Here is a 22,761-nt window from a genome sequence, read left to right as displayed (position 1 = left end):
TTTCCGTGGAGCGTCAGTGCTGGTAGCCGTAGACGCCGCGTGCCTGGTCGCGGACGAGACGGCCCTTCTCCAGCTCGATGACGCGCTTGCGCATCTGGTCCACGATGTTCTGGTCGTGCGTCGCCATCACCACGGTGGTGCCCGTCCGGTTGATGCGGTCGAGCAGCTTCATGATGCCGACGGAGGTCTGCGGGTCGAGGTTGCCGGTGGGCTCGTCGCAGATGAGCAGCTTGGGCCGGTTGACGAAGGCCCGCGCGATGGCGACGCGCTGCTGCTCACCGCCGGAGAGCTCACCGGGCATGCGGTCCTCCTTGCCGCCGAGCCCGACGAGGTCGAGCACCTGCGGCACGGACTTGCGGATCTCGCCGCGCGACTTGCCGATGACCTCCTGCGCGAAGGCGACGTTCTCGGCGACCGTCTTGTTCGGCAGCAGGCGGAAGTCCTGGAAGACCGTCCCCAGCTGGCGCCGGATCTGCGGCACCTTCCAGTTGGAGACGCGGGCGAGATCCTTGCCCAGCACGTGCACCTGCCCGTGGCTGGCCCGCTCCTCGCGGAGGATCAGCCGCAGGAAGGTGGACTTGCCGGAGCCGGAGGACCCCACGAGGAACACGAACTCGCCCTTTTCCACTTCCAGGGAGACATCCCTGAGTGCGGGACGGTTCTGCTTGGGGTAGGCCTTGGACACGTTGTCGAATCGGATCACGGGTGCACCACGGGTAGCCGGGGGTAGATGAGCGTGACCATACGCGAAGCCGGAGGACGACCGCAGTCACCGTCGGGGGTTGCGCGGTACTTGCGCCCTATGTGACGGATGTACGGCGCCTTCCGGTGGGCCGGTCCGGCCGGCGGCCGGGGCGGGACGGGGGCGGGACCGGGCAGGATACGGGGGCGGGACGGGGCAGGATAAGGGGGGCCGCGCCGATGGCCGCGGAACCTGGCACAGTGGAGGGGAACGTTCACGTGGTCGTGGGCGTTGTCCGTACGGGAACCGGTGTGAGGAGGGCGAGCGCATGACGTACGACCGGCTGGTGTGCGCGAACTGCGCCGCGCCCGTGAGCGAGGGCCGGTGCCCGGTGTGCCGTGCGAACCGCGAGCGGCTGCAGCAGGAGAACTTCTTCGCGGGGCTGAACCCCATGACGCTGATCGCGCTGCTTGCGGTGCTGGTGGCGGCGGTGGCGCTGCTCGCCCACCAGACCGCCTGACGGCGGACAGACACCAGGACGACGGCGAAGGGCCCGGAGCGCGGTGCGCTCCGGGCCCTTCGTTCACGTCACGCGTACGGTGCGTACGCGCGCCGCCACCGTCAGGCGGCGGCGCCGCGGCCGGTCATCAGGCGCGGCAGCACCCGGAAGCCGATACCGCCGGCGATCATCGTGGCGGCGCCGATCACCAGGAAGGTGGTCTCGGCGGCACCGGTCTCGGCGAGCTCCTTGCCGTTGCCCTGGGCCGAGGTGGCGGGGGCTTCCTCGCCGGTGTCGGTGAGCGACGAGGAGCCCTGCTCCTGCGTCGAGGCGCCACCGTCGGGGTCGGCGGCGTTGCCGCCACCGTTGCCGCCGCCGTTGCCGTTGCCGTTGCCCGGGGCGGTCTCGGAGGGCTCCTCGGAGGGCTCCTCCGGCTCGGTCGGCTCCTCGGTCGGGGGCTCCTCGGTGGGAGGCTCCTCGGTCGGGGGCTCCTCGGTCGGAGGCTCCTCGGTGGGAGGCTCCTCGGTCGGAGGCTCCTCAGTGGGAGGCTCCTCGGTCGGAGGCTCCTCGGGGCACTCGGGGCCGGTGCCGACGTCGCAACCCGGGTCCTCGTCACCGAGGCCCAAGCCGACACCCAGGCCGAGGCCGTCTTCGCTCGCCTCGGCGCTGACGCCGATGTCGAGTGCGGAGGCCGCGCCGGCCGCCGTCAGCGAGGCACCGGCCGCGATCACGGCGCCCGCCGCGATCCGAGCGACACGGATCCGCGTCTTCTTGGTCATCTGGTTGCTACCCCCAGTAGCTCATCGTCAATGAGGCGGCGCTCGGGGGCCGTGATCAACGGAGGAGGTGGCTGTGCATCAGACGCTCCCCCGGTTCACATGCGCCCCAGAGATACGCATGCCACGCTTCACCCTTCCCATTTTTCAAATGAACGTCAAGGCCGTTGCGACCGCGATGTCCACCCACGCGCGCTTTGCGGGCAATTGGAGCTGTGAGTGTGATGTAGAACCCAGACATCACCGGCACGACAAAAGGCAACCGCCGCCTCGGGGGCGGCAGTTGCCTTGTCGACAAAGCGCTGTCGGACCAACTGGGCGCCGACGGAGCGGGAGTTACTTCTCCTGCTGCTTGCGCCAGCGAATTCCGGCCTCCAGGAAGCCGTCGATCTCGCCGTTGAACACGGACTCGGGGTTGCCGACCTCGTGCTCCGTGCGCAGGTCCTTGACCATCTGGTACGGGTGCAGCACGTAGGAACGCATCTGGTTGCCCCAGGAGTTGCCGCCGTCGCCCTTGAGGGCGTCCATCTTGGCCTGCTCCTCCTGGCGGCGCCGCTCCAGCAGCTTGGCCTGGAGGACGTTCATCGCGGTGGCCCGGTTCTGGATCTGCGAGCGCTCGTTCTGGCAGGAGACCACGATGCCGGTGGGCAGGTGCGTGATGCGCACCGCGGAGTCGGTCGTGTTGACGCCCTGGCCGCCGGGGCCGGAGGAACGGTAGACGTCGATGCGCAGCTCCGACTCGTCGATCTCGACGTGGTCGGACTGCTCGACGACGGGAAGCACCTCGACGCCCGCGAAGGAGGTCTGGCGGCGGCCCTGGTTGTCGAACGGCGAGATGCGCACCAGGCGGTGCGTGCCCTGCTCGACGGAGAGGGTGCCGTAGGCGTAGGGCGCCTGGACGGCGAAGGTGGTCGACTTGATGCCGGCCTCTTCGGCGTACGACGTCTCGATGAGCTCCGTCTTGTAGCCCTTCTGCTCCGCCCAGCGCAGGTACATCCGCTGCAGCTTCTCGGCGAAGTCGGCGGCGTCGACGCCACCGGCCTCGGCGCGGATGTTGACGAGCGCCTCACGGGCGTCGTACTCGCCGCTGAGCAGCGTCCGGACCTCCATCTCGTCCAGCGCTTTCTTGACCTCGACGAGTTCGGACTCGGCCTCCGCGCGGGTGTCCGGGTCGTCCTCCTCCTCGGCCATCTCGAAGAGCACGGCGAGATCGTCGATCCGGCCGCGCAGCGCCTCGGCCTTCCGCACCTCGGCCTGGAGGTGGGAGAGCTTGCTGGTGATCTTCTGCGCCTCGTCCGGGTTGTCCCACAGGGACGGCGCGGCCGCCTGCTCCTCGAGCACGGCGATGTCTGCCCTCAGCTTGTCGAGGTCCAGAACGGCCTCGATCGACTCCATGGTCGAGGAGAGGGACTTGAGCTCTTCGGATACATCGACGACTGCCACGCCCTCCAGCGTAACGGCTCCACCGACCGACCCACGCCGGACGTGCGCCACGGACGCGGCGACCGCGCCCGCCCGGGCCGCCCGGCGGGAGGCGGTCCGGGACCGCCCGCGCCCGCGGTGGTCCCGGGGGCCGGGGCGGTCAGGGGGCGGCCGGGGCCGAGTTCTTCGAGTCCTGCGGCGGCGCGGGGTCGTCGTCGGCGGTGGCGAGCCAGGTGCCCACGCCCGCCGCCGCCAGGACCACCGTCGCCACGGCGAGGGCCAGCCGGCGCCGGCGGGTGATCGCGCGGTTGCGGGCCGAGCCGGGGCGGGGGGCACCGGCCGCGCGGGGCGCGCGGGCCGTGCCGCGGGCGCCACCGGCGAGCTCGTCGGGCGCGGGCACCCTCATCGACGTATGGGTGTCGCGGTTGGAGTCGGCGGGCCTGGCGCCCGGCACCAGCGGGACCGCGCCGCGGCGCCGCGCCGGTGTCCCGGCGGCCGCGGGCGCGGCGGCGGGCTCGGGGTCCTCGCCCGGCTCCTCGGCGGGCTCGGTGTCCGGCTCGTCGACGTCCAGCGGGGGCATGCCCGCCAGCAGCGGCAGCAGCTCCCGCAGGCGCGCGCCCAGCTCGGAGGCGCGCAGCCGGGACGCCGGGGCCTTCGCCAGGCACTGCACCAGCAGCTGCCACAGCTCGTCCGGGATGCCCGGCAGCGGGACGACCGTCTCGGTGACGTGGCGGCGCAGGACCGCGCCGGGGTGGCCGCCGCCGAACGGGGTGAAGCCGGCGAGCAGCTCGTACAGGACGGTGGCCAGTGCGTAGATGTCGACCGACGCGCGCGGCGGCAGGCCCTCCACGATCTCCGGGGCCAGGTAGTCCGGCGTTCCGATGATCTTGGTGGCCCGGGTGCGGCGCGGGGTGTCGATGAGTTTGGCCACACCGAAGTCGGTGAGCAGGGCGCGGTGCGAGCCGCCGGGGCCGAGCGGGCCCTGCATGTCGAGGAGGACGTTCTCCGGCTTCACGTCCCGGTGCACGACGCCCGCCGCGTGGGCCGCCGCCAGCCCGTCCGCGACGTCGGCGACGATCGCGACCGCGGCCTCCGGCGCGAGCCTGCGGTCCCGGTCGAGGCGGGTGCGCAGGTCCGTGCCCCGGACGAGGTCCATGACCAGCGCGAGGTCGTTGCCGTCGACCACCAGGTCGCGCACGGAGACGACGTGCGGGTGTTCGAGACCGAGCAGCGCCGTCCGCTCCTGCACGAAGCGGCCGACGAGCTCCTGGTCCGAGGAGAGATCCTCACGCAGCAGCTTGATGGCGACGGGCCCGTCGGGGCCCTCGCCCAGCCACACCGTGCCGGCGCTGCCCCGCCCGAGGATCTGATGGGCGGTGTACCGGCTGCCGATTCTCCGTGCCAAGACTGCTCCTACCGACGCGTGTTGTCGCCAAAGCTACGCGTCCGAGAGGCCGGCCTTCACCGCGGATCCGGAAATCCGCCCTCAGATGTCGACAAATCCGCAAACAGGCTCAGTTCGTCCCGGAGGGTGCGGAGGGCTCCGACGGGCCGCCCAGATCCTCGATCCAGCCGGTCACCGTCCCGAACCAGTCGGTGAGCTGGTCCCAGTAGCCCTTGCCGGTGCCGATCCAGTCCTGCAGCGGGCTCAGCTCCCAGATCAGCCATCCCGCGACGAACAGGATGACGATCGTGAACAGGCAGCCCTTGAGGCAGCCGAGGCCCGGGATGCGCATCGGGTTGGCGCTGCGCTGCCGGGGCGCGCGGGCCGGGGCCTGCGGCTCGGGCGGCGGCGCGTACCGCTGGGGCTGCGGCTGCTGGGGCCGCTGCGGCGGGGGCGGAGGCGGGGCGTACTGCTGCGGCTGGTGCTGCTGCGGCTGGGCGTATCCGGGGCCCGGGCCGGGCTGGGGGCGCCGCTGCGGCGGCTGCTGCTGCTGAGGGCGGGCGACCTGCCGCTGGGGGCGGCGGCGCAGCGGGTCCTGGCTCGGGTCGAGGTACTGGACCTGCGTCTGCTCGTTGCGGTCGCGGGCCGCGCGCAGCTGGTTCTGCCAGGGGTGCGGGTCGTCGGGGCCGGGCCCGCCCGGCTGCCCCGGCTGCCCGGGCGGGACGGGCGGCAGGACGGCGGTGGGGTCGGCGGCGCCGGACGGGCCGCCGGTCTGCGGCAGGACGCTGGTGGCGCCGTTGGGGTCGTAGGCGCCGGCGCCGCCCTGCGGCAGGACCTGCGTCGGGTCGGCGTCACCGGTCGCGGCCGGGGTTCCGGGCACCGGGGCGGGGGCCGGGTCGGGGACGAGGAGCACGCCGACGTTCTCGGCGGCGGCGATCTGCGCCGAGTTCGCGTGCACGCCGATGCCCTCGGCGACCACGCGCAGGCCGCGCGCGAGGTTCTCGGCGCTGGGCCGCTCGTCGGGGTTCTTGCGCAGGCAGCGCTCGATGACCGTCCACAGCGGGTCGGGGACCGTGGAGGGGCGGCGCGGTTCGGCGCTCAGGTGCTGGTGCAGCACCTCCAGCGCGGAGCCGCCGGAGAACGGCGGACGGCCGGTGACCAGCTCGTACAGCAGGATGCCGGCGCCGTAGATGTCGACGGCGGAGGTCTGCGGGCGGCCCTCGGCGGACTCGGGCGCGATGTACGCGGGCGTGCCGACGAACTCGTGCGTGCGGGTCAGGCCCGGGGAGTCGGCGAGGCGGGCGATGCCGAAGTCGGTCAGCATCGGGTGCATCTCGCCGCCCTCCTGCTGGAGCAGGACGTTGGCCGGCTTCAGGTCGCGGTGCACCACGCCGTCGGCGTGGCTGGCGGCGAGCGCGTCGGCGATCTGGGCGGTCAGCAGCGCGGCGGCCACCGGGGTGAAGGGGCCGTTCTCGCGCAGGTGGCGGTGCAGGTCGGGACCGTCGACGAGGTCCATGACCAGGGCCAGCAGATCGCCCTCGACCACCAGGTCGCGGACCCGGACGATGTTGGGGTGGGTCAGCCGCAGCAGCACGGACCGCTCGCGCAGGAACCGCATCACGACGTCGGCGTCGTTGGCGAGCTCCTCCTTGAGGACCTTGATCGCGACGGTCTCGCCGGGCTGTCCCGGTACGGCCGCCTCGGCGCCCGCGGTCTCGCGCTGGCGGGCTCGCCAGACGGTGCCCGTGGCGCCGCGTCCGAGCGGCTCCTCGAGCAGGTACTTGCTGCCGACTGGCCGCACGTCACGCACTCCCTGCTGATTGCTTGGCGTACACCGTGGTTCACCGTGCTACGGAAATGTTCCGACCCACTGTAGTGCCGCCGCGCGGGATACCGGCCGGTCGACGGAGGGATCGGACGTTCGCAGGAAAGACGTCGGCCCCGGTCCGTTGGTTGCCGCCGGCCGGACGTGACCGATCTCAAGTAGTCGCGGAACGATCACCGGCACGTCAGCGGTCAGGCATTTTTACGGGCAGAGCCGACCAATCAAGATCATTTGATGCGGGAGGGCGGGCGCGTTGTCGGCGACAGGTGCGAGGATGCCTCCCAGTACTGGCCGTACGTGCGCGTGTGGCGGTGGGGGAAGTCCGCGGTTGGGGGACCGCGGTGCGGCTTCGTCCCCGTGTCGCGGGCGCCCGCGCAGAAGGGACCGCTGACGGCGATGCAGATCCGGCTGACCGTCGTAGACCCCCTCGGCCCCTCCTCCCCCACCCGGGAGCGGGCCGCGAGCTGCGACGTGCTGGTCACGGCACCCGCGGGCACGGCACTGGCCGCGGTCGCCTCCGCGCTGGCCTCCGCGGTCTCCGGCGCCGACGGCACCTCCGGCTCCTCCGGCACTCCGGTGCTGTACGCCGGTGACCAGCGGCTGGACGCCCAGCGGTGCACGCTCGGCGAGCCGCCGCTGATCGACGGCGCGGTGCTGGCCGTGGGCGCCCCGGGCGAACCCGAGCCGCATCCCGAACTGGACGACGCCCCGACCCGGCTGCACGTGGTCGCCGGTCCCGACGCGGGCGGCGTGCACCTGCTGCACGGCGGGGAGATCCGCATAGGCCGGTCCGCCGACGCCGACGTGCCGCTCGACGACCCGGACGTCTCGCGGCTGCACTGCGCGGTGACGGTCGGCGCCGACGGCCGCGTCTCGGTCGCGGACCTCGGTTCCACCAACGGCACGACACTCGACGGCAGGCGGGTCGGCCCCCGCCCGGTCCCGCTGCCGCCGGGCGCGCTGCTGCGCATCGGCGAGTCGGCCCTGCGACTGACCCCGGCCGCGGGCTCCCGGGCGCGGGCGGCCACGACGCCGGACGGCGAGGGACACGTCCGGGTGCCGGGACCGCGCCCCGCACCGGGTGCCGGCGAGGACGTCCACGCGCCCGCACCCGCGGCACCGACGGCACCCATGGCACCGACTCACCACGCCCTCGGCTCGGCCGCCTGGGCGGCGCCGGTGCGGGACGGGCAACCGGACTCGCGGGACATCGGGGCCCCGCGCAACGCCCAGGACGCACAGGACACACAGCACACAAGCGAACGCCAGGAGGATCGGGGCGTCGGCGGGAGTCGGGAGCCGCAGGTGCCGGGGCAGGCCGGCGCGCCCGGCATCGAGCGTGGCGGCGGCGCCGGAGGGCGCGTGGTGCACACGGTCACCCGGGGCGACGTTCCGCGCTTCCCCGGCGGCCACCACGTCCCGCAGCCACCGGCCGCCGACCGCCCGACGCACCCGGGCCGCCCCGGAGCGATCCCGCGCCAGGCGGAACCCGACGACGGTGACCACCGCACCACCCCCGCGCCGGACCGGACCGCGAACACCGCACAGGACCGGACCGCGCACACCACAGGGGATCACCCCGGCACGCCCACGCCGGACCGCTTCGGCGCCCCCGCCCGCACTCCCGCCCCTGACCGTCTCACCGGTGCCACCACCGGCCCCGCCACCGGTCACATGGCCGGCGGCGCGCAGGCCGGCCCGTACGACGCGGAACACGCCGCCGTCTCCCGGCCCGGCACCCGCAAGGGCACCCCGGTGCGCGGCACCGAGCTGCCGCAGATGCCGGCCGGACGCAAGCGGGGCGGGCTCACCGCCTGGGCGCGGCGGCTGACCGGCGGACGGCAGGAACCGCAGGCCGCTGCGGCCGTCGACGGCACGGCGGACCCGGCCGCCGCGCCCGGCACCGCCGCGACCGCGACCGCCGCGCCGGAGACCTGGCCGGACCCGGCCGCACTGCTGCTGACCGCGCTGGGCCCCGGCCCCCGGCTGTGGGAGCGCGGCCCCGGCCACCCGGAGGCGCTGGCGGTGCGCCTCGGCACGGCGGACCGGCCCGCGCCGGACGGCTCGGGTCTGCTGCCCGCCGTCCCCGTGACCTCGGGGCTGCGGGAGGTCGGTGCGCTGGGGCTGGCCGGGCCGCGCGAGCGGCTCACCGGACTGGCCCGCTCGGTCCTCGCGCAGCTCGCCGCGCTGCACTCCCCCGACGCCCTGGAGATCGTCCTGATCGCCGCGGACCCCGCCCGTCCGCCGGCGGAGCGCACCGCCGAGTGGTCCTGGCTGGGCTGGCTGCCGCATGTGCGCCCCGGCCACGGCCAGGACTGCCGTCTGCTCCTCGCCCACGACACCGAGCAGGCCACGGCCCGCGCCGAGGAACTGCTGCGCCGGCTGGCGGACCACGACCACGCGGCCGCGTCCGGCCCGCCCGCCTCCACGGGGCCGGCGGCGCACGACGGGCCGTTCACCGTGGTCGTCGTGGACGGCGATCCCGGGAGCACCGAGGTGCGCGACGCGGTGACGCGGCTGGCCGTGGACGGCCCCCGGGCCGGCATCCACCTGCTGTGCCTCGCCGAGACGGCCGCCGCCTCCCCCGCCTCCCCGGTGACGCAGACGTACGAGGCGGCCTGCGCGGTGACGCCGGGGTTCCGCCGGTGCGGGGCCGTGGCCCTGCTCAGCGGTGACGTGGCGACGGCGCTGCGGCTGCTGCGGGTGGCCGCGACCGGCTCCGGGACGCGCCCCGGCCCCGTCGGGCACGGCACCCTCGCCACCGTCGACGCCGTGTCCGCCGCCTGGGCCGAGCGGTTCGCCCGCGCACTTGCGCCGCTGCGCACCGACGGCCCCGGCGCCGAACGGCACCCGCGCGTGTCGGCTCCGCTGCCGCAGTCGGCGCGGCTGCTGGACGAGCTGGGCCTGGCCCGGGCCACCCCGGCGTCCCTGATGGCCCGCTGGGCGGACGCGGCCGACGACACGGCCGCCCTCGGCGGACGCGTCACCGCGATACTGGGCGCCGGACCGCGCGGCCCCGTCACCGCCGACCTCGCCGCCGACGGACCGCACCTGCTCGTCGAGGGGCCGTCCGGCAGCGGCCGTACCGAACTGCTGCGGGCCGTCGTCGCCTCCCTGGCCGCCGCCGAGCGCCCCGACCGGCTGGGCATCGTGCTGGTCGACGGCCGCGGCGCGCCCGCGACGGGCGGCGGCGAGGGCCTGCGGGCGTGTACGGACGTACCGCACGTCACCACGCACCTCAGCGCCAACGACCCGGTGCGCATGCGGGAGTTCGCCCAGTCGCTGAGCGCCGAACTGAAACGGCGGGCGGAACTCCTCGGCCGGTCGGACTTCGCCGAGTGGCACACCGGCCGGGAACTGTCGGACCGCATGGTCGCCCAGCGCACCGCCGCGTCCCGCGCGGCGGGCGCCGGCGAGCACAACGGCGACCTCGACACCCCGCCCAGTTCGACGCTGCGGCTGCGGCCGGGAGCGGACCGGCGCAAGACGGTGGCGGCGCCGCCGCTGCCCCGGCTGGTGGTGGTCGTCGACGACCTGGACGCGCTGGTCTCCCCGGCGCTCGGCTCGCCCGGGCGGCCCGCCGCCGGGTCGGTGATGCGGGCGCTGGAGGCCGTGGCGCGCGACGGCGAGCGGCTGGGCGTGCACCTGGTGGCCGCCACCGGCCCCTGCGCCCGGACGGCGGCGACCGAACCGGCGCGGCAGGCCTCGCTGCGCGTCACGCTCGACGCGCCCGTGCCGGGCGGCGGCCCGGACGAACCCGCTCCGGGCCGCGGCCGGCTGGCCGGGCCCGACGGCCGGGTGACGGCGTTCCAGGGCGGCCGGGTCACCGGCCGCATCCCCCGGACGGCGACCCTGCGGCCGACGGTCGTGCCCCTGGAGTGGCACCGCATGGGCGATCCCCCGGCCCGCCGCCAGGTCCGCGAACTCGGCAACGGCCCCACCGACCTGGCCCTCCTCGCCAGCGCGTTGGAGCGGGCGGCCCGCCAGGTCTCGGCGGCGGAGGTGCCGTCCCTGCTGTAACGCGCGTACCCGGCCGCCCTGTTGGCCGTCCGCTGCCCACTCCGGGGAGTCACGACGCGGTCACGATCCCGGACTTGACGCGGGACGCGCTCTTGCCACCCCCATCGCCCGGGCGTACACCAGAGCGCACGGGACAGTGCTCAACGTTCGACGAGGTGCGAAGAACGGGGCAGTGATGCGCAGGACTGGCAGGATCATCCGGAAACGCAGGTCGCCCGACAACCACGTGACAACTCCCCGCTCCCGCCCGGCCGTACGGGCTGCCGCGGCGCTCGCCGCGGGAGCGCTCGCCCTCTCGCTCACCGCGTGCGGGGGCGGCGACGACGGCGACGACGACAAGGGCGGCGGGACCGGCGGCACGGAAAACACCGTCACCCTGCCCGAGCTGGACGGCGCGAGCCTCGAGGTGGCCGCCGTGTGGACCGGTGCGGAACAGGCCAACTTCAAGAAGGTCCTCGCGGAGTTCGAGAAGCGCACCGGCGCGAAGGTGACCTTCGTCCCCGCCCAGGACCCGATCATCAACTTCCTCGGCTCGAAGATCGCGGGCGGCGCCCCGCCGGACGTGGCGATGCTGCCGCAGCCGGGCGCCGTCAGGCAGGCCGTGGAGAAGAACTGGGCCAAGCCGCTCGGCGCGAAGGCGCGGGCCGAGCTCGCCGAGAACTACTCGCCGGGCTGGCAGGACATCGGCACGGTCGACGGCAAGCAGTACGGCGTCTACTACAAGGCCGCCAACAAGTCGCTGATCTGGTACAACGCCCAGGTCTTCGAGAACGCCGGCGCGAGCGAGCCGAAGACGTGGGACGAACTGCTCACCGCCGCGCAGACCGTGTACGACTCCGGCGTCACCCCGTTCTCGGTCGGCGGTGCCGAGGGCTGGACGCTGACCGACTGGTTCGAGAACGTCTACCTGTCCCAGGCCGGCCCGGAGAAGTACGACCAGCTGGCCAGGCACGAGATCAAGTGGACGGATCCGTCCGTCACGGAGGCGCTGGCCACGCTCGCCGAGATCTGGGGCAGGAAGGACTACGTCGCGGGCGGCGCGTCCGGCGCGCTGCAGACCGACTTCCCGGCGTCCGTGACGCAGACCTTCACCGGCGGCGACCAGCCCAAGGCCGGCATGGTCTACGAGGGCGACTTCGTGCAGGTCAACATCGGCGAGACCGAGGCGGAGGTGGGCATGGACGCCAAGGTGTTCCCGTTCCCGGCGGTCGGTGACGCCCCGCCCGTGGTGTCCGGCGGCGACGCGGCGGTGATCCTGGAGGACTCCGAGGCGGCGCAGGCGCTGGTGACGTTCCTGGCCTCGCCGGACGCGGCGCGCATCCACGCCGGCCTGGGCGGCTACCTCTCGCCGAACAGGAACGTGCCGGCCTCGGCGTACCCCAACGACGTGCAGCGCAAGATGGCGAAGGCGCTGATCGACGCCGGTGACGACTTCCGCTTCGACATGTCCGACCAGGCCCCGCAGGCCTTCGGCGGCACGCCCGGCAAGGGCGAGTGGAAGGCGCTGCAGGACTTCCTGAAGAACCCGCGGGACATCGCGGGGACGCAGGCGAGGCTGGAGGCCGACGCGGCCGCGGCGTACGGGAACTGATCCGGCGTGGCACCGGACACGGCGGCGGGGCCACCCATGCCGGCCCCCGCCCCTCCCACGTCGCGCAGGAGCGTCACCGGCACCCGCAGGACCGTGGCGGCGCTGTTCCTGCTGCCCGCGCTCGTCCTGCTCGGTGCGCTCGTGGTCTACCCGATCGGGTACTCCGTCGTCCGCAGCTTCTACGACCAGTCCGGTGACGGCTTCGCCGGATTCGACAACTACCGGGCCCTGTTCACCGACGACGGCATCCGCACCGCCCTGAGGAACAACGTCGTCTGGGTGGTCTTCGCGCCGACCGTCGCCACCGCGCTCGGCCTGGTCTTCGCCGTGCTGACCGAACGGGTGCGCTGGGGAACGGCGTTCAAGCTGGTCGTCTTCATGCCGATGGCGATCTCCATGCTGGCGGCCGGCATCATCTTCCGCCTCGTCTACGACCAGGACCCGGACAAGGGCGTGGCCAACGCCGTGTGGGTGGGCGTGCACGACACCTTCGCGCAGTCCTCGGCGTTCCCGAAGGCGCACCCGGGCCGCGAGTCGCCGCTGGAGCCGGCCGGCGGCGGCGCGTTCGTCACCAGGGCGACGGTGGGCGTCGGCGACACGGTCGCGCTGCCGCTCGTCGGCGTCGCCCCGGACGTGATGCCGGACGACGCCCGGCCGGCCGCGGCGGCGAGGCCGCAGGGCGACCGGATCACCGGCACCGCCTGGCAGGACTTCACCCGCGGCAAGGGCGTCGGCGCGCTGAACGCCGTCGACGCCTCCGAACTCGGCTACGCGGGCATGACGATCGAGGCCGTCAAGGACGGCGAGGTGGTGGAGACGGCCACCGCCGCGCCCGACGGCACCTTCTCCCTGTCGGCCGCGGCGGACGGCGCTCACCTTCGGCTTCCGGCGAGCAACTTCAGGGAGCCGTACAACGGGCTCGACTGGCTCGGCCCGTCCCTGGTCACGCCCGCGATCATCGGCTCGTACATCTGGATGTGGGCGGGCTTCGCGATGGTGCTGATCGCGGCCGGGCTCGCGGGCATGCCGCGGGAGCTGCTGGAGGCCGCCCGGGTGGACGGCGCGAACGAGTGGCAGGTGTTCCGGAGGGTCACGGTGCCGCTGCTGGCGCCCGTCCTCGCGGTCGTCACCGTCACGCTGATGATCAATGTGCTGAAGGTGTTCGACCTGGTCTTCATCATCGCGCCGGGCTCGACCCAGGACGACGCCAACGTCCTCGCGCTGGAGCTGTACCGCAAGGGCTTCTCCGAGGACCAGCCGGGCGTCGCCAGCGCGATCGCGGTGTTCCTGCTGCTGCTGGTGATCCCGGTGATGTGGTTCAACATCAGGCGGCTGAGGCGGGAGGTGCGGCGATGAGCGCGGACACCGGCAGGGTCGGCACGGCGGGCGGCTCCGCGCCCGCCGCCGTCACGGCGCAGCAGTCGCTCGGCGCGCGGCTCGGCGGCTGGGTGAGCGGCGGCGCGGTGCGCGTCTTCCTGATCGTCGTCGGCCTGTTCTGGCTGGTCCCGACGGTCGGTCTGCTGCTGGCCAGTCTGCGCTCGCCGCGGGACATGGCCGCCGACGGCTGGTGGCAGGTGTTCACCGAGCCGTCGCAGCTCACCTTCGGCGCCTACGAGACGCTGCTGGAGAATGAGGACATCACCGGCTCGCTGCTGAACACGGCGTACATCACCGTCCCGGCGACCGTGCTGGTCGTGGTGATCGGCTCACTGGCCGGATACGCCTTCGCCTGGATGGAGTTCCCCGGCCGGGACTGGTGGTTCCTGGCCGTGGTCGGACTGCTGGTGGTGCCGGTGCAGGTGGCGCTGATCCCGATCGCCGAACTCTTCGGCGCCCTGGGCATCTTCGGCTCGGTGACCGGCGTGGTCCTCTTCCACGTCGGGTTCGGGCTGCCGTTCGCGGTGTTCCTGCTGCGGAACTTCTTCGCGGAGATCCCGAGGGAGCTGCTGGAGGCGGCCCGGCTGGACGGAGCGGGCGAACTGCGGCTGTTCGTGCGGGTGGTGATGCCGCTGGCCGGGCCGGCGATCGCCGCGCTCGGCATCTTCCAGTTCCTGTGGGTGTGGAACGACATGCTGGTCGCGCTGATCTTCACCGACTCCGGCAGCCAGCCGATCACGGTCGCCCTGCAGACGCAGGTACGGCAGTTCGGCAACAACGTCGACGTGCTGGCGCCCGGCGCGTTCATCTCGATGGTGGTCCCGCTGGTGGTGTTCTTCGCGTTCCAGCGGCAGTTCGTCTCCGGCGTGATGGCGGGTGCGGTGAAGTAGACGGTGCTCAAGCCGTGTTGAGGGGCGGACCGGTACAGGTCCGCCCCTTCGGGTGACGAGGTTCCCCCGGATGCCGCAGCGGGCGTAACCAAGTCGGCCCAGCGGCCGTTGCCGGGCAGAACGCCCGCACCGACCGTTGGATTCCCCTTGCCCAGGTTCAGTGTCATTGTCCCCGCGTACCAGGTTCAGGCGTATCTCCACGAGTGCCTGGAATCGGTGCTGTCCCAGTCGTATCCCGATCTGGAACTGATCGCGGTGGACGACTGCTCGCCGGACGACTGCGGCGCGGTGATCGACGCGTTCGCGGCCCGCGACCCGCGGGTGCGGGCCGTGCACCTGCCGGAGAACGCCGGGCTGGGGCCCGCCCGCAACGCCGGGATGGACCGGGCGACCGGCGACTACCTGGTGTTCCTGGACGGCGACGACACCCTCACCCCGGACGCGCTCCTCGCCCTCGCCGACCGGCTGAAGGAGACGGACGAGCCGGACGTGCTGGTGTACGACTACGCGCGCACCTACGGCTCGGGCGAGACCGTGCGCAACCGGGCCGCCGCCGAACTCGCCGAGCGCGGCCCGGCACCCTTCCGGCTGGCCGACCGGCCCGGGCTGCTGAACCTGCTGATGGTCGCCTGGAACAAGGCCTACCGGCGGGAGTTCGTCCGCGCGACGGGCCTCACCTTCCCGCCCGGCTACTACGAGGACACCCCGTGGACGTACCCGGTGCTGATGACGGCCGGGTCGATCGCCACCCTGGACCGGGTGTGCGTGCACTACCGGCAGCGGCGGACCGGCGGCATCCTGCGCACCACCAGCATCCGGCACTTCGAGGTCTTCGACCAGTACGACCGGGTCTTCGCGTTCCTCGACGAGCGGCCCGAACTGGCCCGCTGGCGGCCCGTGCTGTTCCGCCGCATGCTCGACCACCTGGTCACCGTGTACGGGCGGCCGGAGCGGCTGCCGCACGACGCGCGGGCCGCGTTCCTGCGCCGGGCCCGCGCCCACTGCCGGCGTCACCGCGCGCCCGGCACGCCCGTCCCCGTGCGGGTCCGGGTCCATCACACGCTGGTCCGCCTCGGGCTGCACCGCACCTACCGGGCCCTGCGGCTGGCGGCGGCCGCGCACCGCGCGACGGCCCGGCTCGCCCGGGGCCTGCTGCGCGCCCTGCGCCGCGCCGCCCTGCGGGCGCACTACCGCCTCCAGCGGCTGCTGCCGCTGCGCACCGACCGCGCCGTCTTCACCGCGCACGGGCACCGCGGCCACGGCGGCGACCCGGGCGCGCTGGAGTCCGCGCTGCGCGCGACGGTCCCGTGGATGCGCACCGCCTGGGTGGCCCGTCCCGAGCACCACCACACCGTCCCGCCCGGCACCCGCCGCCTCACCCCCGGCACCGCCGCCCACTGGAGCGCGCTCGCCCGGTCCGCGTACCTGGTGACCGACACCGACGTCGAGCCCGGGCTGGTCAAGCGGAAGGGGCAGGTCGTCGTCCGGACGCAGTCCGGCACTCCGCTCGGGCACACCGGCCCGGGCCTGCCGGGCCACCCCTCCCGGGACACCGGTGCCGCGCCGCTCCGCGACGGCGCCGACCGGTGGGACTACGTCGTCTCCGCCGACCGGCACTCCACGCTGGCCTGGGAGCGGGCGCACCCCGGCCGGTACACCACTCTGGAGTACGGCCGGCCGCGCACCGACCGGTTCCGCACGGCGACCGGCGCGGAGGTCGCCGCGCTGCGGGCGTCGCTGGGCGTCCCGGAGGGCTCGGTGGCCGTGCTGTACGCGCCGGTCCACCGCGGCCACCGCCTGCTCGACCCGGAGCGGGTGGCGCGCCGCCTCGGTTCCCGGTTCGTGGTGCTGGCGCTCGCCCGGCCGTCGCACGGCGGGCCGCTGGAGGCGGCCTCCGACCGGGTCGTGGACGTCACCGGCCATCCGGACACCACCGCGCTGTGCCTGGCCTCGGACGCGCTGGTCACCGACTGCTCCCCGCTGGTGTTCGACTGCGCGGCCCTGGACCGTCCGATCGTGCTGCACACCGACGACCGGCAGGCCTGCGAGGCGGCCCGGTGCCTCTCCTTCGATCCGTGCGCCTTCCCGCCGGGCGCGGTCGCGCACAGCGAGGACGAGCTGATCGGCCTGTTCACCGACGGCGCGTGGTGCGGCACCCGCTCCGCCGCGCTGCGGGCCCGCTTCCGGGCCCGCTTCTGCCCGTACGACGACGGCCGGGCCGCGGAGCGGGTCGTCCGCCGGGTCGTGCTCGGCGAGGACGCCGCACTGCCGCCCCTCGGCCCGGACGGGCTCGTTCCGGAGCTGCCGGAGGCCGGTGGAGCCGCCGCGCGGGCGCTCGCGGCGGTGCCGGGCCGGCAGCCCGGCGCCCTGGTGACCGTCACCGACCGGCCGTGAGCGCCGTTGTCCTGACGGGAGTTCCCATGCCCCGCGGCTCGTCGCGGCCGACCCCGACCCGGCCGTCGACCCGGCGACCGACGGGGCGGCCCGGCCGGCGCCCCGCCCGCTGAGACGGCGGGCGCCACGACATCCTCTACGGAAAGAGCAGTATGCCCCGCTTCAGCATCATCGTCCCGTCCCATGGGGTCGCAGGTCGGCTGGGCCAGGCGCTGGACTCGGTCCTCGCCCAGTCCTTCGGCGACTTCGAGCTGATCCCGGTCTGTGACGCGCCGGGGTCGGCGGCGGCGGACGTCGCCGACCGGCACTCCGAGCGGGATTCCCGGGTGGCGCCGGTGCACGCGCCGCCGTCGGCCGGGCTGGCGGGGGCGCGCAACGCGGGGATGCGGGCGGCGACCGGGACGTACCTGCTGTTCCTCGACGGCGACGACGTGCTGGTGCCGGGGGCGCTGGCGGCGCTGGACGCACGGCTCGCGGAGACCGGGCCGGTGGACGTGCTGCACTGTGAACACGAGCGGGTGCCCTGGTGGGAGGGCGAGCCCGGCAACCCGGCCGCGCCGCTGCTGGCCCGAGCCCCGGACGGCGTCTTCGCCCCCGAGCGCGCCCCGCACCTGACCGGCGTGAGCCTCCCGGCGTGGAGCGCGGCCTGGCGGCGCGCCTTCGTCGCCGAACACCATCTCGCCTTCCCGGCGGGCCACTTCACGGACGTCGGCTGGGGCGGGCAGGCGCTGCTGGGCGCGGAACGGACGGCGGTGCTGCGGTCGGTCGTCGTACGGCACCAGGTGCGCCGGCAGGGCAGCCGGCTGAACCTGCCCGGCGAGCACCACGCCGAACTGCTGGACCAGGTCGAGCTGGTGCTCGGCCTGGCCGCCGAACAGGGGCTGCCCGCCGAACGGTCGGGGCCGCTGTTCGACCAGCTCTTCGCCGCCGTACTGAAGACGGCCGCGCACCCGCGGCGGCTGCCGTCGGGCGGCCGGCGCGCCTTCTTCCGCCGGGCGAGCGTCCTGTACCGCCGCCACCGCCCGGACGGGCACCGCACCCCGGGCGGCAGCCTCGGCGTGCAGCACCGGCTGCTGGCGGCCGGCTCCTACCCGGCCTTCCGCGCCCTGCGCGGCGCCAACCGCGCGGGAGCCCGGACGGTGGCGGCGCTGCCCCGGCCGCGGGGCCTGCGCACCCGGCTGCGCTACCGGATGCAGCTGCGCCGCCCGCTGGATCCGAACCTCGCGGTGTACTGCGCGTACTGGGGGCGCGGCTACGCCTGCAACCCGGCCGCGATCCACGCCAAGGCCCGCGAACTCGCCCCGCACATCCGCTCGGTGTTCCTGGTGGAGGCCGGGCAGGAGCACACCGTGCCGGACGGCGTCGAGTACGCGGTCATCGGCAGCCACCGCGCCTGGGAGGTCCTGGCCCGCGCCACGTACCTGATCAACAACGCCAACTTCGCGGAGGGCGTGGTCAAGCGGCCCGGCAGCGTCCACCTCCAGACGCAGCACGGCACACCGCTGAAGACCATGGGCATCGACCAGTCGACGTACCCGGTGGTGGCCGCCGCGACGGGCAGCTTCACCAAGCTGCTCGGCCGGGTCGACCGCTGGGACTACAACCTGTCCTCCAACCCGCACTCCACCCGCGTGTGGGAGCGCGCCTTCCCCGGCTCCTACGAGCAGCTGGAGTACGGCTATCCGCGCAACGACGTGTACTGCACGGCCACCGCCGACGACGTCGCCCGGATCCGTGCGGAGCTCGGCGTGCCCGAGGGCAGCACCGCCGTGCTGTACGCGCCCACCCACCGCGACCACCACACCGGCTTCGACCCGGGCCTCGACCTGGAGGCGTTCTGCGCGGCGGCCGGCGAGGACGTCGTGGTCCTGCTGCGCGCCCACTACTTCTACGACCGGGGCGGCCCGCGCACCGGCGGCCGGGTCATCGACGTCACCGCGCACCGCTCCTCGGAGGACGTGTGCCTGGCCGCCGACGCGCTGATCACCGACTACTCGTCCATCATGTTCGACTACGCCAACCTGGACCGGCCGATCGTGATCCACGCCGCCGACTGGGACGTCTACCGGGAGACCCGGGGCGTCTGCTTCGACCTGATGGCCGAGCCGCCCGGACCGGTGACCCGCACGCCCGACGAACTGGCCCGCGTGTTCCGCGACGGCTCCTGTGCGGGCCCGGAGTCGGCCGCGCTGCGCGCCCGCTTCCGGGAGCGGTTCTGCGCCTTCGACGACGGCCGGGCCGCGGAGCGTGTGGTGCGCCGGGTGCTGCTCGGCGAACCGCCCGAGGCCCTGCCGCCCGTGATCCCGCTCGCGGAGCGCGTCCCCGCCCCCGCGGCCGCCACCACCCTGGTGAGGAGCTGACCAGCAGTGCCCCGCTTCAGCATCATCGTCCCCGTCTTCAAGGTGCAGGGCTATCTGCACGCGTGCCTGGACTCGGTGCTCGGCCAGTCCTACCGCGACATCGAGGTGATCGCCGTCGACGACCGCTCGCCCGACGGCTGCGGAGAGATCCTCGACGCGTACGCGGCCCGCGACGACCGCGTCCGGGTGCTGCACCTGCCGGAGAACGTGGGCCTCGGCCGGGCCCGCAACGCGGGTCTGGCGCACGCCACGGGCGACTACCTGTTCTTCCTCGACAGCGACGACACCCTTACCCCGGGAGCGCTGCGCGCACTGGCCGACCGCCTGGAGGAGACCGGCGATCCGGACGTGCTGGTCTTCGACTACGCCCGCACCCATTGGTGGGGCGGCACCCGCCGCAACGTGCTGGCCCACGTGCTGGCCACCGAGGACGTCTTCACGGCCGCCGAACGGCCGGAGATCCTCGACCTGCTGATGGTGGTGTGGAACAAGGTGTACCGCCGCGACTTCGTCGAGCGGGAGGGCTTCACCTTCCCGCCGGGCTACTACGAGGACACGCCGTGGACCTTCCCGGTGATGCTCAGCGCGGAGCGCATCGCCACCCTGGACCGGATCTGCCTGTACTACCGGCAGCGCCGCCAGGGCAGCATCCTGTCCACCACCAGCCGCAAGCACTTCGACGTGCACGAGCAGTACGCGCGGGTGTTCCGGTTCGTCGACGCCCGCCCGGCGCTGGCCCACTGGCGGCCCTTCCTGCACGCCAAGATGGGCGAGCACTGCCTCGACATCCTCTCCAAGCCGGACCGCCTGCCGCCGTCCGACAAGGGCGAGTTCTTCCGCCGCACGGCCGAGATGTTCCGCGCGCACCGGCCGGAGGGCGTGCGCGTCCCCGCCGGGCTGCGGGTCCTCGAGGGCGGCTACGCCGGTTACCTCGCGCGGCGGCAGGCCGGGCGGGCGGGCCGGGAGCTGGGGCGGCGGGCCCGGCAGGCGCGGGGCGCGGCGGCGGCCCGGGTGGCCCGGGGCCGGTCCGCGCTGAACCTGCACCGGCCGCTGGATGCGGACCTCGCGGTGTACTCGGCGTTCTCGCACCGGGGTGTGCTCGGCGACCCGGCGGCGATCCACCGCGCGGCGCGCGAACTCGCCCCGCACCTGAGGAACGTGTGGGTGCTGGCCGGTGAGGAGCAGGCCGCCGGCCTGCCGCCGGACACCGAGTACGTACTCCTGGACTCGCCGGACTACCGCCGGGTGACCGAGCGGGCCACGTACTTCGTCAACAACGTCAACTGGCCGGGAGCGCTGGTCAAACGGCCCGGCAGCGTGCACGTCCACACCCATCAGGGCACCCCGCTGAAGTACATGGGCGCCGATCTGCTGGGCAGGCCCGGCGCCCGGCTCGGCGTCGACGTGCCGCGGATGCTGCGCCGGGCCGACCGCTGGGACTACAGCCTGGTCGCCAACCGGCACTCCGAGCTGGTGTGGGAGCGGGCCTTCCCGTGCCACTTCACCTCGCTGCGCACCGGCAGCCCCCGCAACGACGTCCTGGTCGGCGCGGGCCCGGACGACGTCCGTGCGGCCAGGGAGCGGCTCGGCGTCCCGGACGGCGACACGGTGGTGCTGTACGCGCCGACCCGCCGCGACTACCGCCGGGGCGGACTGGTGGAGCGGATCGACCCGGCCCGGTTCGCCGCCGACCTCGGCGACGGCCACACCCTCGTGGTCCGGCTGCACCCCTCGCTCGCCGACGGACCGGCGCGCGGGCTGGGCCTGGCGGAGCTGCACCGGCGGGGCGTGGTGGTCGACGCGACGGACGAGCCGCTGCAGGACGTGCTGCTCGCCGCCGACGTCCTGGTCACCGACTACTCGTCGATCATGTTCGACTACGCCAACCTGGACCGGCCGATCGTGATCCACGCCGACGACTGGGACGCCTTCCGGGCGAGCCGGGGCGCGTACGTCGACATCACGGCCGAGGCGCCGGGCCACGTGTCGCGTTCCTACCGGGAACTGGCCTGGCTGTTCGACTCCGGGACGTGGCGGGACGAGGAGTCGGCGCGGCTGCGCTCCGCCTTCCGGGCCCGGTACTGCGAGTTCGACGACGGCCGGGCCGCCGAGCGGGTGGTGCGCACGCTGATGCTGGGCGAGGCGCCGTCCGGGGCGGCCCGGCTGCCGTCCCAGGCGACGAGCCCCGACCTGCTGATCCCGTCGTGAGACCGCGCACCTGGGTGCTGCTGCTGACCGCGGTGTTCGCGGCGCTGCAACTCGCGAACGTCACCGGCCGCGCCACTCCCGACAGCAAGAACTACGTGTCGTACGCGCTCACTCTGAGCGGTGCGGACAAGCGGGAGGCGGCGGCCGCCACCATCGACTGGGTCTGCGCGGGCCGGGCGTCGATCGCGCACCGCGCGCAGAACGTGGACGTGGTGCGCTTCCACGCCCCGGACCCCGCGCCGCGGGTCCTGGCGGAGTGCCGGGAGCAGGAGTGGCGGCAGGTGGAGGCACGGCTGGCGGCCGGGCAGAGCGGCGGCCGCACCGTGCCGTTCATGCCGGAGCGGTTCATGCGGATCTTCGAGGCGCGGCCCGGCTATCCGGTGTTCCTGGTGCCGTTCGTGACGCTGTTCGGGGTGACCTGGGGCGTGTGGGCGGCGAGCGTGGTGGTCGCGTGCGCGGGCGGGGTGCTCGCCTTCCTGGTGCTGCGCGCGCTGTCGGTGCCGGTGCCGCTCGCGCTGACCGGGCAGGCGCTGTTCCTGGTCCTGCCGTGCGGGACGACCGCGATGCGCCCGATGACCGAGGGCCTGCTGCTCGCCCTCACGCTGGCCGCGCTGTGGGGGTGTGCGCTGGTACTGGAGGAGCGGCGGACCCGGGCGGGCGTGGCGGTGGTGGCGGTCGCGCTGGCGGCGCTGTTCACCGTCAAGCACTCGCAGGCCCTGTTCCTCGGGCTGTGCCTGGCGGCGGCGGGCGCGGTGCTCGCCGTGCGGCGGCGGTGGCGGGCAGTGCCGCCGGAGCCGGGGGTGGCGGCGCTCGCCGCGGCGGGCTGCGCGGGCCTGCTGGGGACGGTGCTGCTGGCCGGGCTGCTGCGCCATCCGTCGGTGTCGGAGAGCGTGCAGGACCTGCTCACCGATCACTTCGCGCGGCCCGACCGGGAGCGTCCGTGGGAGGAGTTCCTCCAGCTCCAGGGGAACTTCTGGATGGAGTGGCTGCGGCGGCAGCTATGGGAGCCGCTGTTCGTGGCGGCGCTGGCGGCCGGGGCGCTGGGAGCGCGGCGGCGGCCGGCGTTCGGCGCGTTCCTGGTCGCCGCCGCCTGCACGGGGATCCTCAACCAGGCCGGGCACCCGGACATCAACATCTGGGGCGACCGCCTGATCACGCTGGCCTGGCTGCTGCCGGTGCTGGGCGTGCCGCTGCTGCTGGAGCCGGTGGCGCGGCGGGTCGTGGTGCCGGTGCAGGCGACTGCGGTGGGCGTGCCGAGCTGAGCACGCGGCCGAGGGTGGTCGTGATCACTCGATGAGGTGACGGGAGGTCAAGCCGTCGAGGCCGCCGGGAA

General features: G+C 74.3%; 14 protein-coding genes. 9 read left to right on the top strand and 5 right to left on the bottom strand.

Features of this window, described 5'->3' with window-relative positions:
* Positions 1–13 precede the first annotated feature (13 nt).
* Positions 14–703: a cell division ATP-binding protein FtsE gene (ftsE, locus tag FGW31_RS21215; RefSeq protein WP_030224873.1), complete on the bottom strand. Its 690-nt coding sequence runs from the start codon at positions 701–703 to the stop codon at positions 14–16.
* A gap of 307 nt (positions 704–1,010) precedes the next feature.
* Here ftsE and FGW31_RS21210 point away from each other — a divergent pair, with 307 nt between their 5' ends.
* Positions 1,011–1,202 carry a hypothetical protein gene (locus FGW31_RS21210; RefSeq protein ID WP_142195050.1) on the top strand — a complete coding sequence of 64 codons (192 nt, stop codon included), beginning with the start codon at positions 1,011–1,013 and terminating at the stop codon, positions 1,200–1,202.
* A gap of 101 nt (positions 1,203–1,303) precedes the next feature.
* Here FGW31_RS21210 and FGW31_RS21205 read toward each other — a convergent pair whose 3' ends face one another.
* The 4 genes from FGW31_RS21205 to FGW31_RS21190 all read right to left on the bottom strand — a co-directional run bounded on the left by FGW31_RS21205 (position 1,304) and on the right by FGW31_RS21190 (position 6,564).
* Positions 1,304–1,960 (bottom strand): hypothetical protein, encoded by a 657-nt coding sequence (locus FGW31_RS21205; RefSeq protein ID WP_142195049.1) that lies wholly within the window; start codon positions 1,958–1,960, stop codon positions 1,304–1,306.
* Between the two features lie 333 nt (positions 1,961–2,293).
* Positions 2,294–3,400 (bottom strand): peptide chain release factor 2, encoded by a 1,107-nt coding sequence (gene prfB / locus FGW31_RS21200; RefSeq protein ID WP_142195048.1) that lies wholly within the window; start codon positions 3,398–3,400, stop codon positions 2,294–2,296.
* Positions 3,401–3,539: 139 nt separating this feature from the next.
* Positions 3,540–4,784 carry a serine/threonine-protein kinase gene (locus FGW31_RS21195; RefSeq protein WP_142195047.1) on the bottom strand — a complete coding sequence of 415 codons (1,245 nt, stop codon included), beginning with the start codon at positions 4,782–4,784 and terminating at the stop codon, positions 3,540–3,542.
* A 109-nt stretch (positions 4,785–4,893) separates the two neighbouring features.
* Positions 4,894–6,564 (bottom strand): serine/threonine-protein kinase, encoded by a 1,671-nt coding sequence (locus FGW31_RS21190; protein ID WP_142195046.1) that lies wholly within the window; start codon positions 6,562–6,564, stop codon positions 4,894–4,896.
* Between the two features lie 420 nt (positions 6,565–6,984).
* Here FGW31_RS21190 and FGW31_RS21185 point away from each other — a divergent pair, with 420 nt between their 5' ends.
* The 8 genes from FGW31_RS21185 to FGW31_RS21150 all read left to right on the top strand — a co-directional run bounded on the left by FGW31_RS21185 (position 6,985) and on the right by FGW31_RS21150 (position 22,690).
* Positions 6,985–10,608 carry an FHA domain-containing protein gene (locus tag FGW31_RS21185; RefSeq protein ID WP_142195174.1) on the top strand — a complete coding sequence of 1,208 codons (3,624 nt, stop codon included), beginning with the start codon at positions 6,985–6,987 and terminating at the stop codon, positions 10,606–10,608.
* Positions 10,609–10,783: 175 nt separating this feature from the next.
* Positions 10,784–12,199, top strand: coding sequence for an ABC transporter substrate-binding protein (locus tag FGW31_RS21180; protein WP_142195045.1), 1,416 nt, complete (start codon positions 10,784–10,786; stop codon positions 12,197–12,199).
* Positions 12,200–12,235: 36 nt separating this feature from the next.
* Complete coding sequence (locus FGW31_RS21175; RefSeq protein ID WP_142195044.1) at positions 12,236–13,555, top strand: carbohydrate ABC transporter permease; 1,320 nt, start codon at positions 12,236–12,238, stop codon at positions 13,553–13,555.
* Positions 13,552–14,466: a carbohydrate ABC transporter permease gene (locus tag FGW31_RS21170; protein WP_142195043.1), complete on the top strand. Its 915-nt coding sequence runs from the start codon at positions 13,552–13,554 to the stop codon at positions 14,464–14,466. The genes FGW31_RS21175 and FGW31_RS21170 overlap by 4 nt, the downstream gene beginning before the upstream one ends.
* A gap of 147 nt (positions 14,467–14,613) precedes the next feature.
* The gene (locus FGW31_RS21165) at positions 14,614–16,860 is read left to right on the top strand and encodes a bifunctional glycosyltransferase/CDP-glycerol:glycerophosphate glycerophosphotransferase (protein ID WP_142195042.1); all 2,247 of its coding nucleotides are present in this window, start codon (positions 14,614–14,616) and stop codon (positions 16,858–16,860) included.
* Positions 16,861–17,012: 152 nt separating this feature from the next.
* Positions 17,013–19,220, top strand: coding sequence for a bifunctional glycosyltransferase/CDP-glycerol:glycerophosphate glycerophosphotransferase (locus tag FGW31_RS21160; RefSeq protein ID WP_142195041.1), 2,208 nt, complete (start codon positions 17,013–17,015; stop codon positions 19,218–19,220).
* A gap of 6 nt (positions 19,221–19,226) precedes the next feature.
* On the top strand, positions 19,227–21,428 hold the full coding sequence (locus FGW31_RS21155) for a bifunctional glycosyltransferase/CDP-glycerol:glycerophosphate glycerophosphotransferase (protein WP_142195040.1): 2,202 nt from the start codon (positions 19,227–19,229) through the stop codon (positions 21,426–21,428).
* Positions 21,425–22,690: a hypothetical protein gene (locus FGW31_RS21150; RefSeq protein WP_142195039.1), complete on the top strand. Its 1,266-nt coding sequence runs from the start codon at positions 21,425–21,427 to the stop codon at positions 22,688–22,690. Before FGW31_RS21155 ends, FGW31_RS21150 begins: the two co-directional genes overlap by 4 nt.
* Positions 22,691–22,761: the final 71 nt, after the last annotated feature.

This window comes from Streptomyces calvus, assembly GCF_006782915.1.
GTDB lineage: Bacteria > Actinomycetota > Actinomycetes > Streptomycetales > Streptomycetaceae > Streptomyces > Streptomyces calvus.
This window is presented reverse-complemented; position numbering and strand designations above follow the sequence as displayed.

Excerpts from the sequence above, each read along its gene's own strand:
- FGW31_RS21210 (WP_142195050.1), top strand. The coding sequence starts at position 1,011 with ATGACGTACGACCGGCTGGTGTGCGCGAACTGCGCCGCGCCCGTGAGC.
- FGW31_RS21205 (WP_142195049.1), bottom strand. The coding sequence starts at position 1,960 with ATGACCAAGAAGACGCGGATCCGTGTCGCTCGGATCGCGGCGGGCGCC.
- FGW31_RS21185 (WP_142195174.1), top strand. The coding sequence starts at position 6,985 with ATGCAGATCCGGCTGACCGTCGTAGACCCCCTCGGCCCCTCCTCCCCC.
- FGW31_RS21180 (WP_142195045.1), top strand. The coding sequence starts at position 10,784 with ATGCGCAGGACTGGCAGGATCATCCGGAAACGCAGGTCGCCCGACAAC.
- FGW31_RS21175 (WP_142195044.1), top strand. The coding sequence starts at position 12,236 with ATGCCGGCCCCCGCCCCTCCCACGTCGCGCAGGAGCGTCACCGGCACC.
- FGW31_RS21170 (WP_142195043.1), top strand. The coding sequence starts at position 13,552 with ATGAGCGCGGACACCGGCAGGGTCGGCACGGCGGGCGGCTCCGCGCCC.
- FGW31_RS21160 (WP_142195041.1), top strand. The coding sequence starts at position 17,013 with ATGCCCCGCTTCAGCATCATCGTCCCGTCCCATGGGGTCGCAGGTCGG.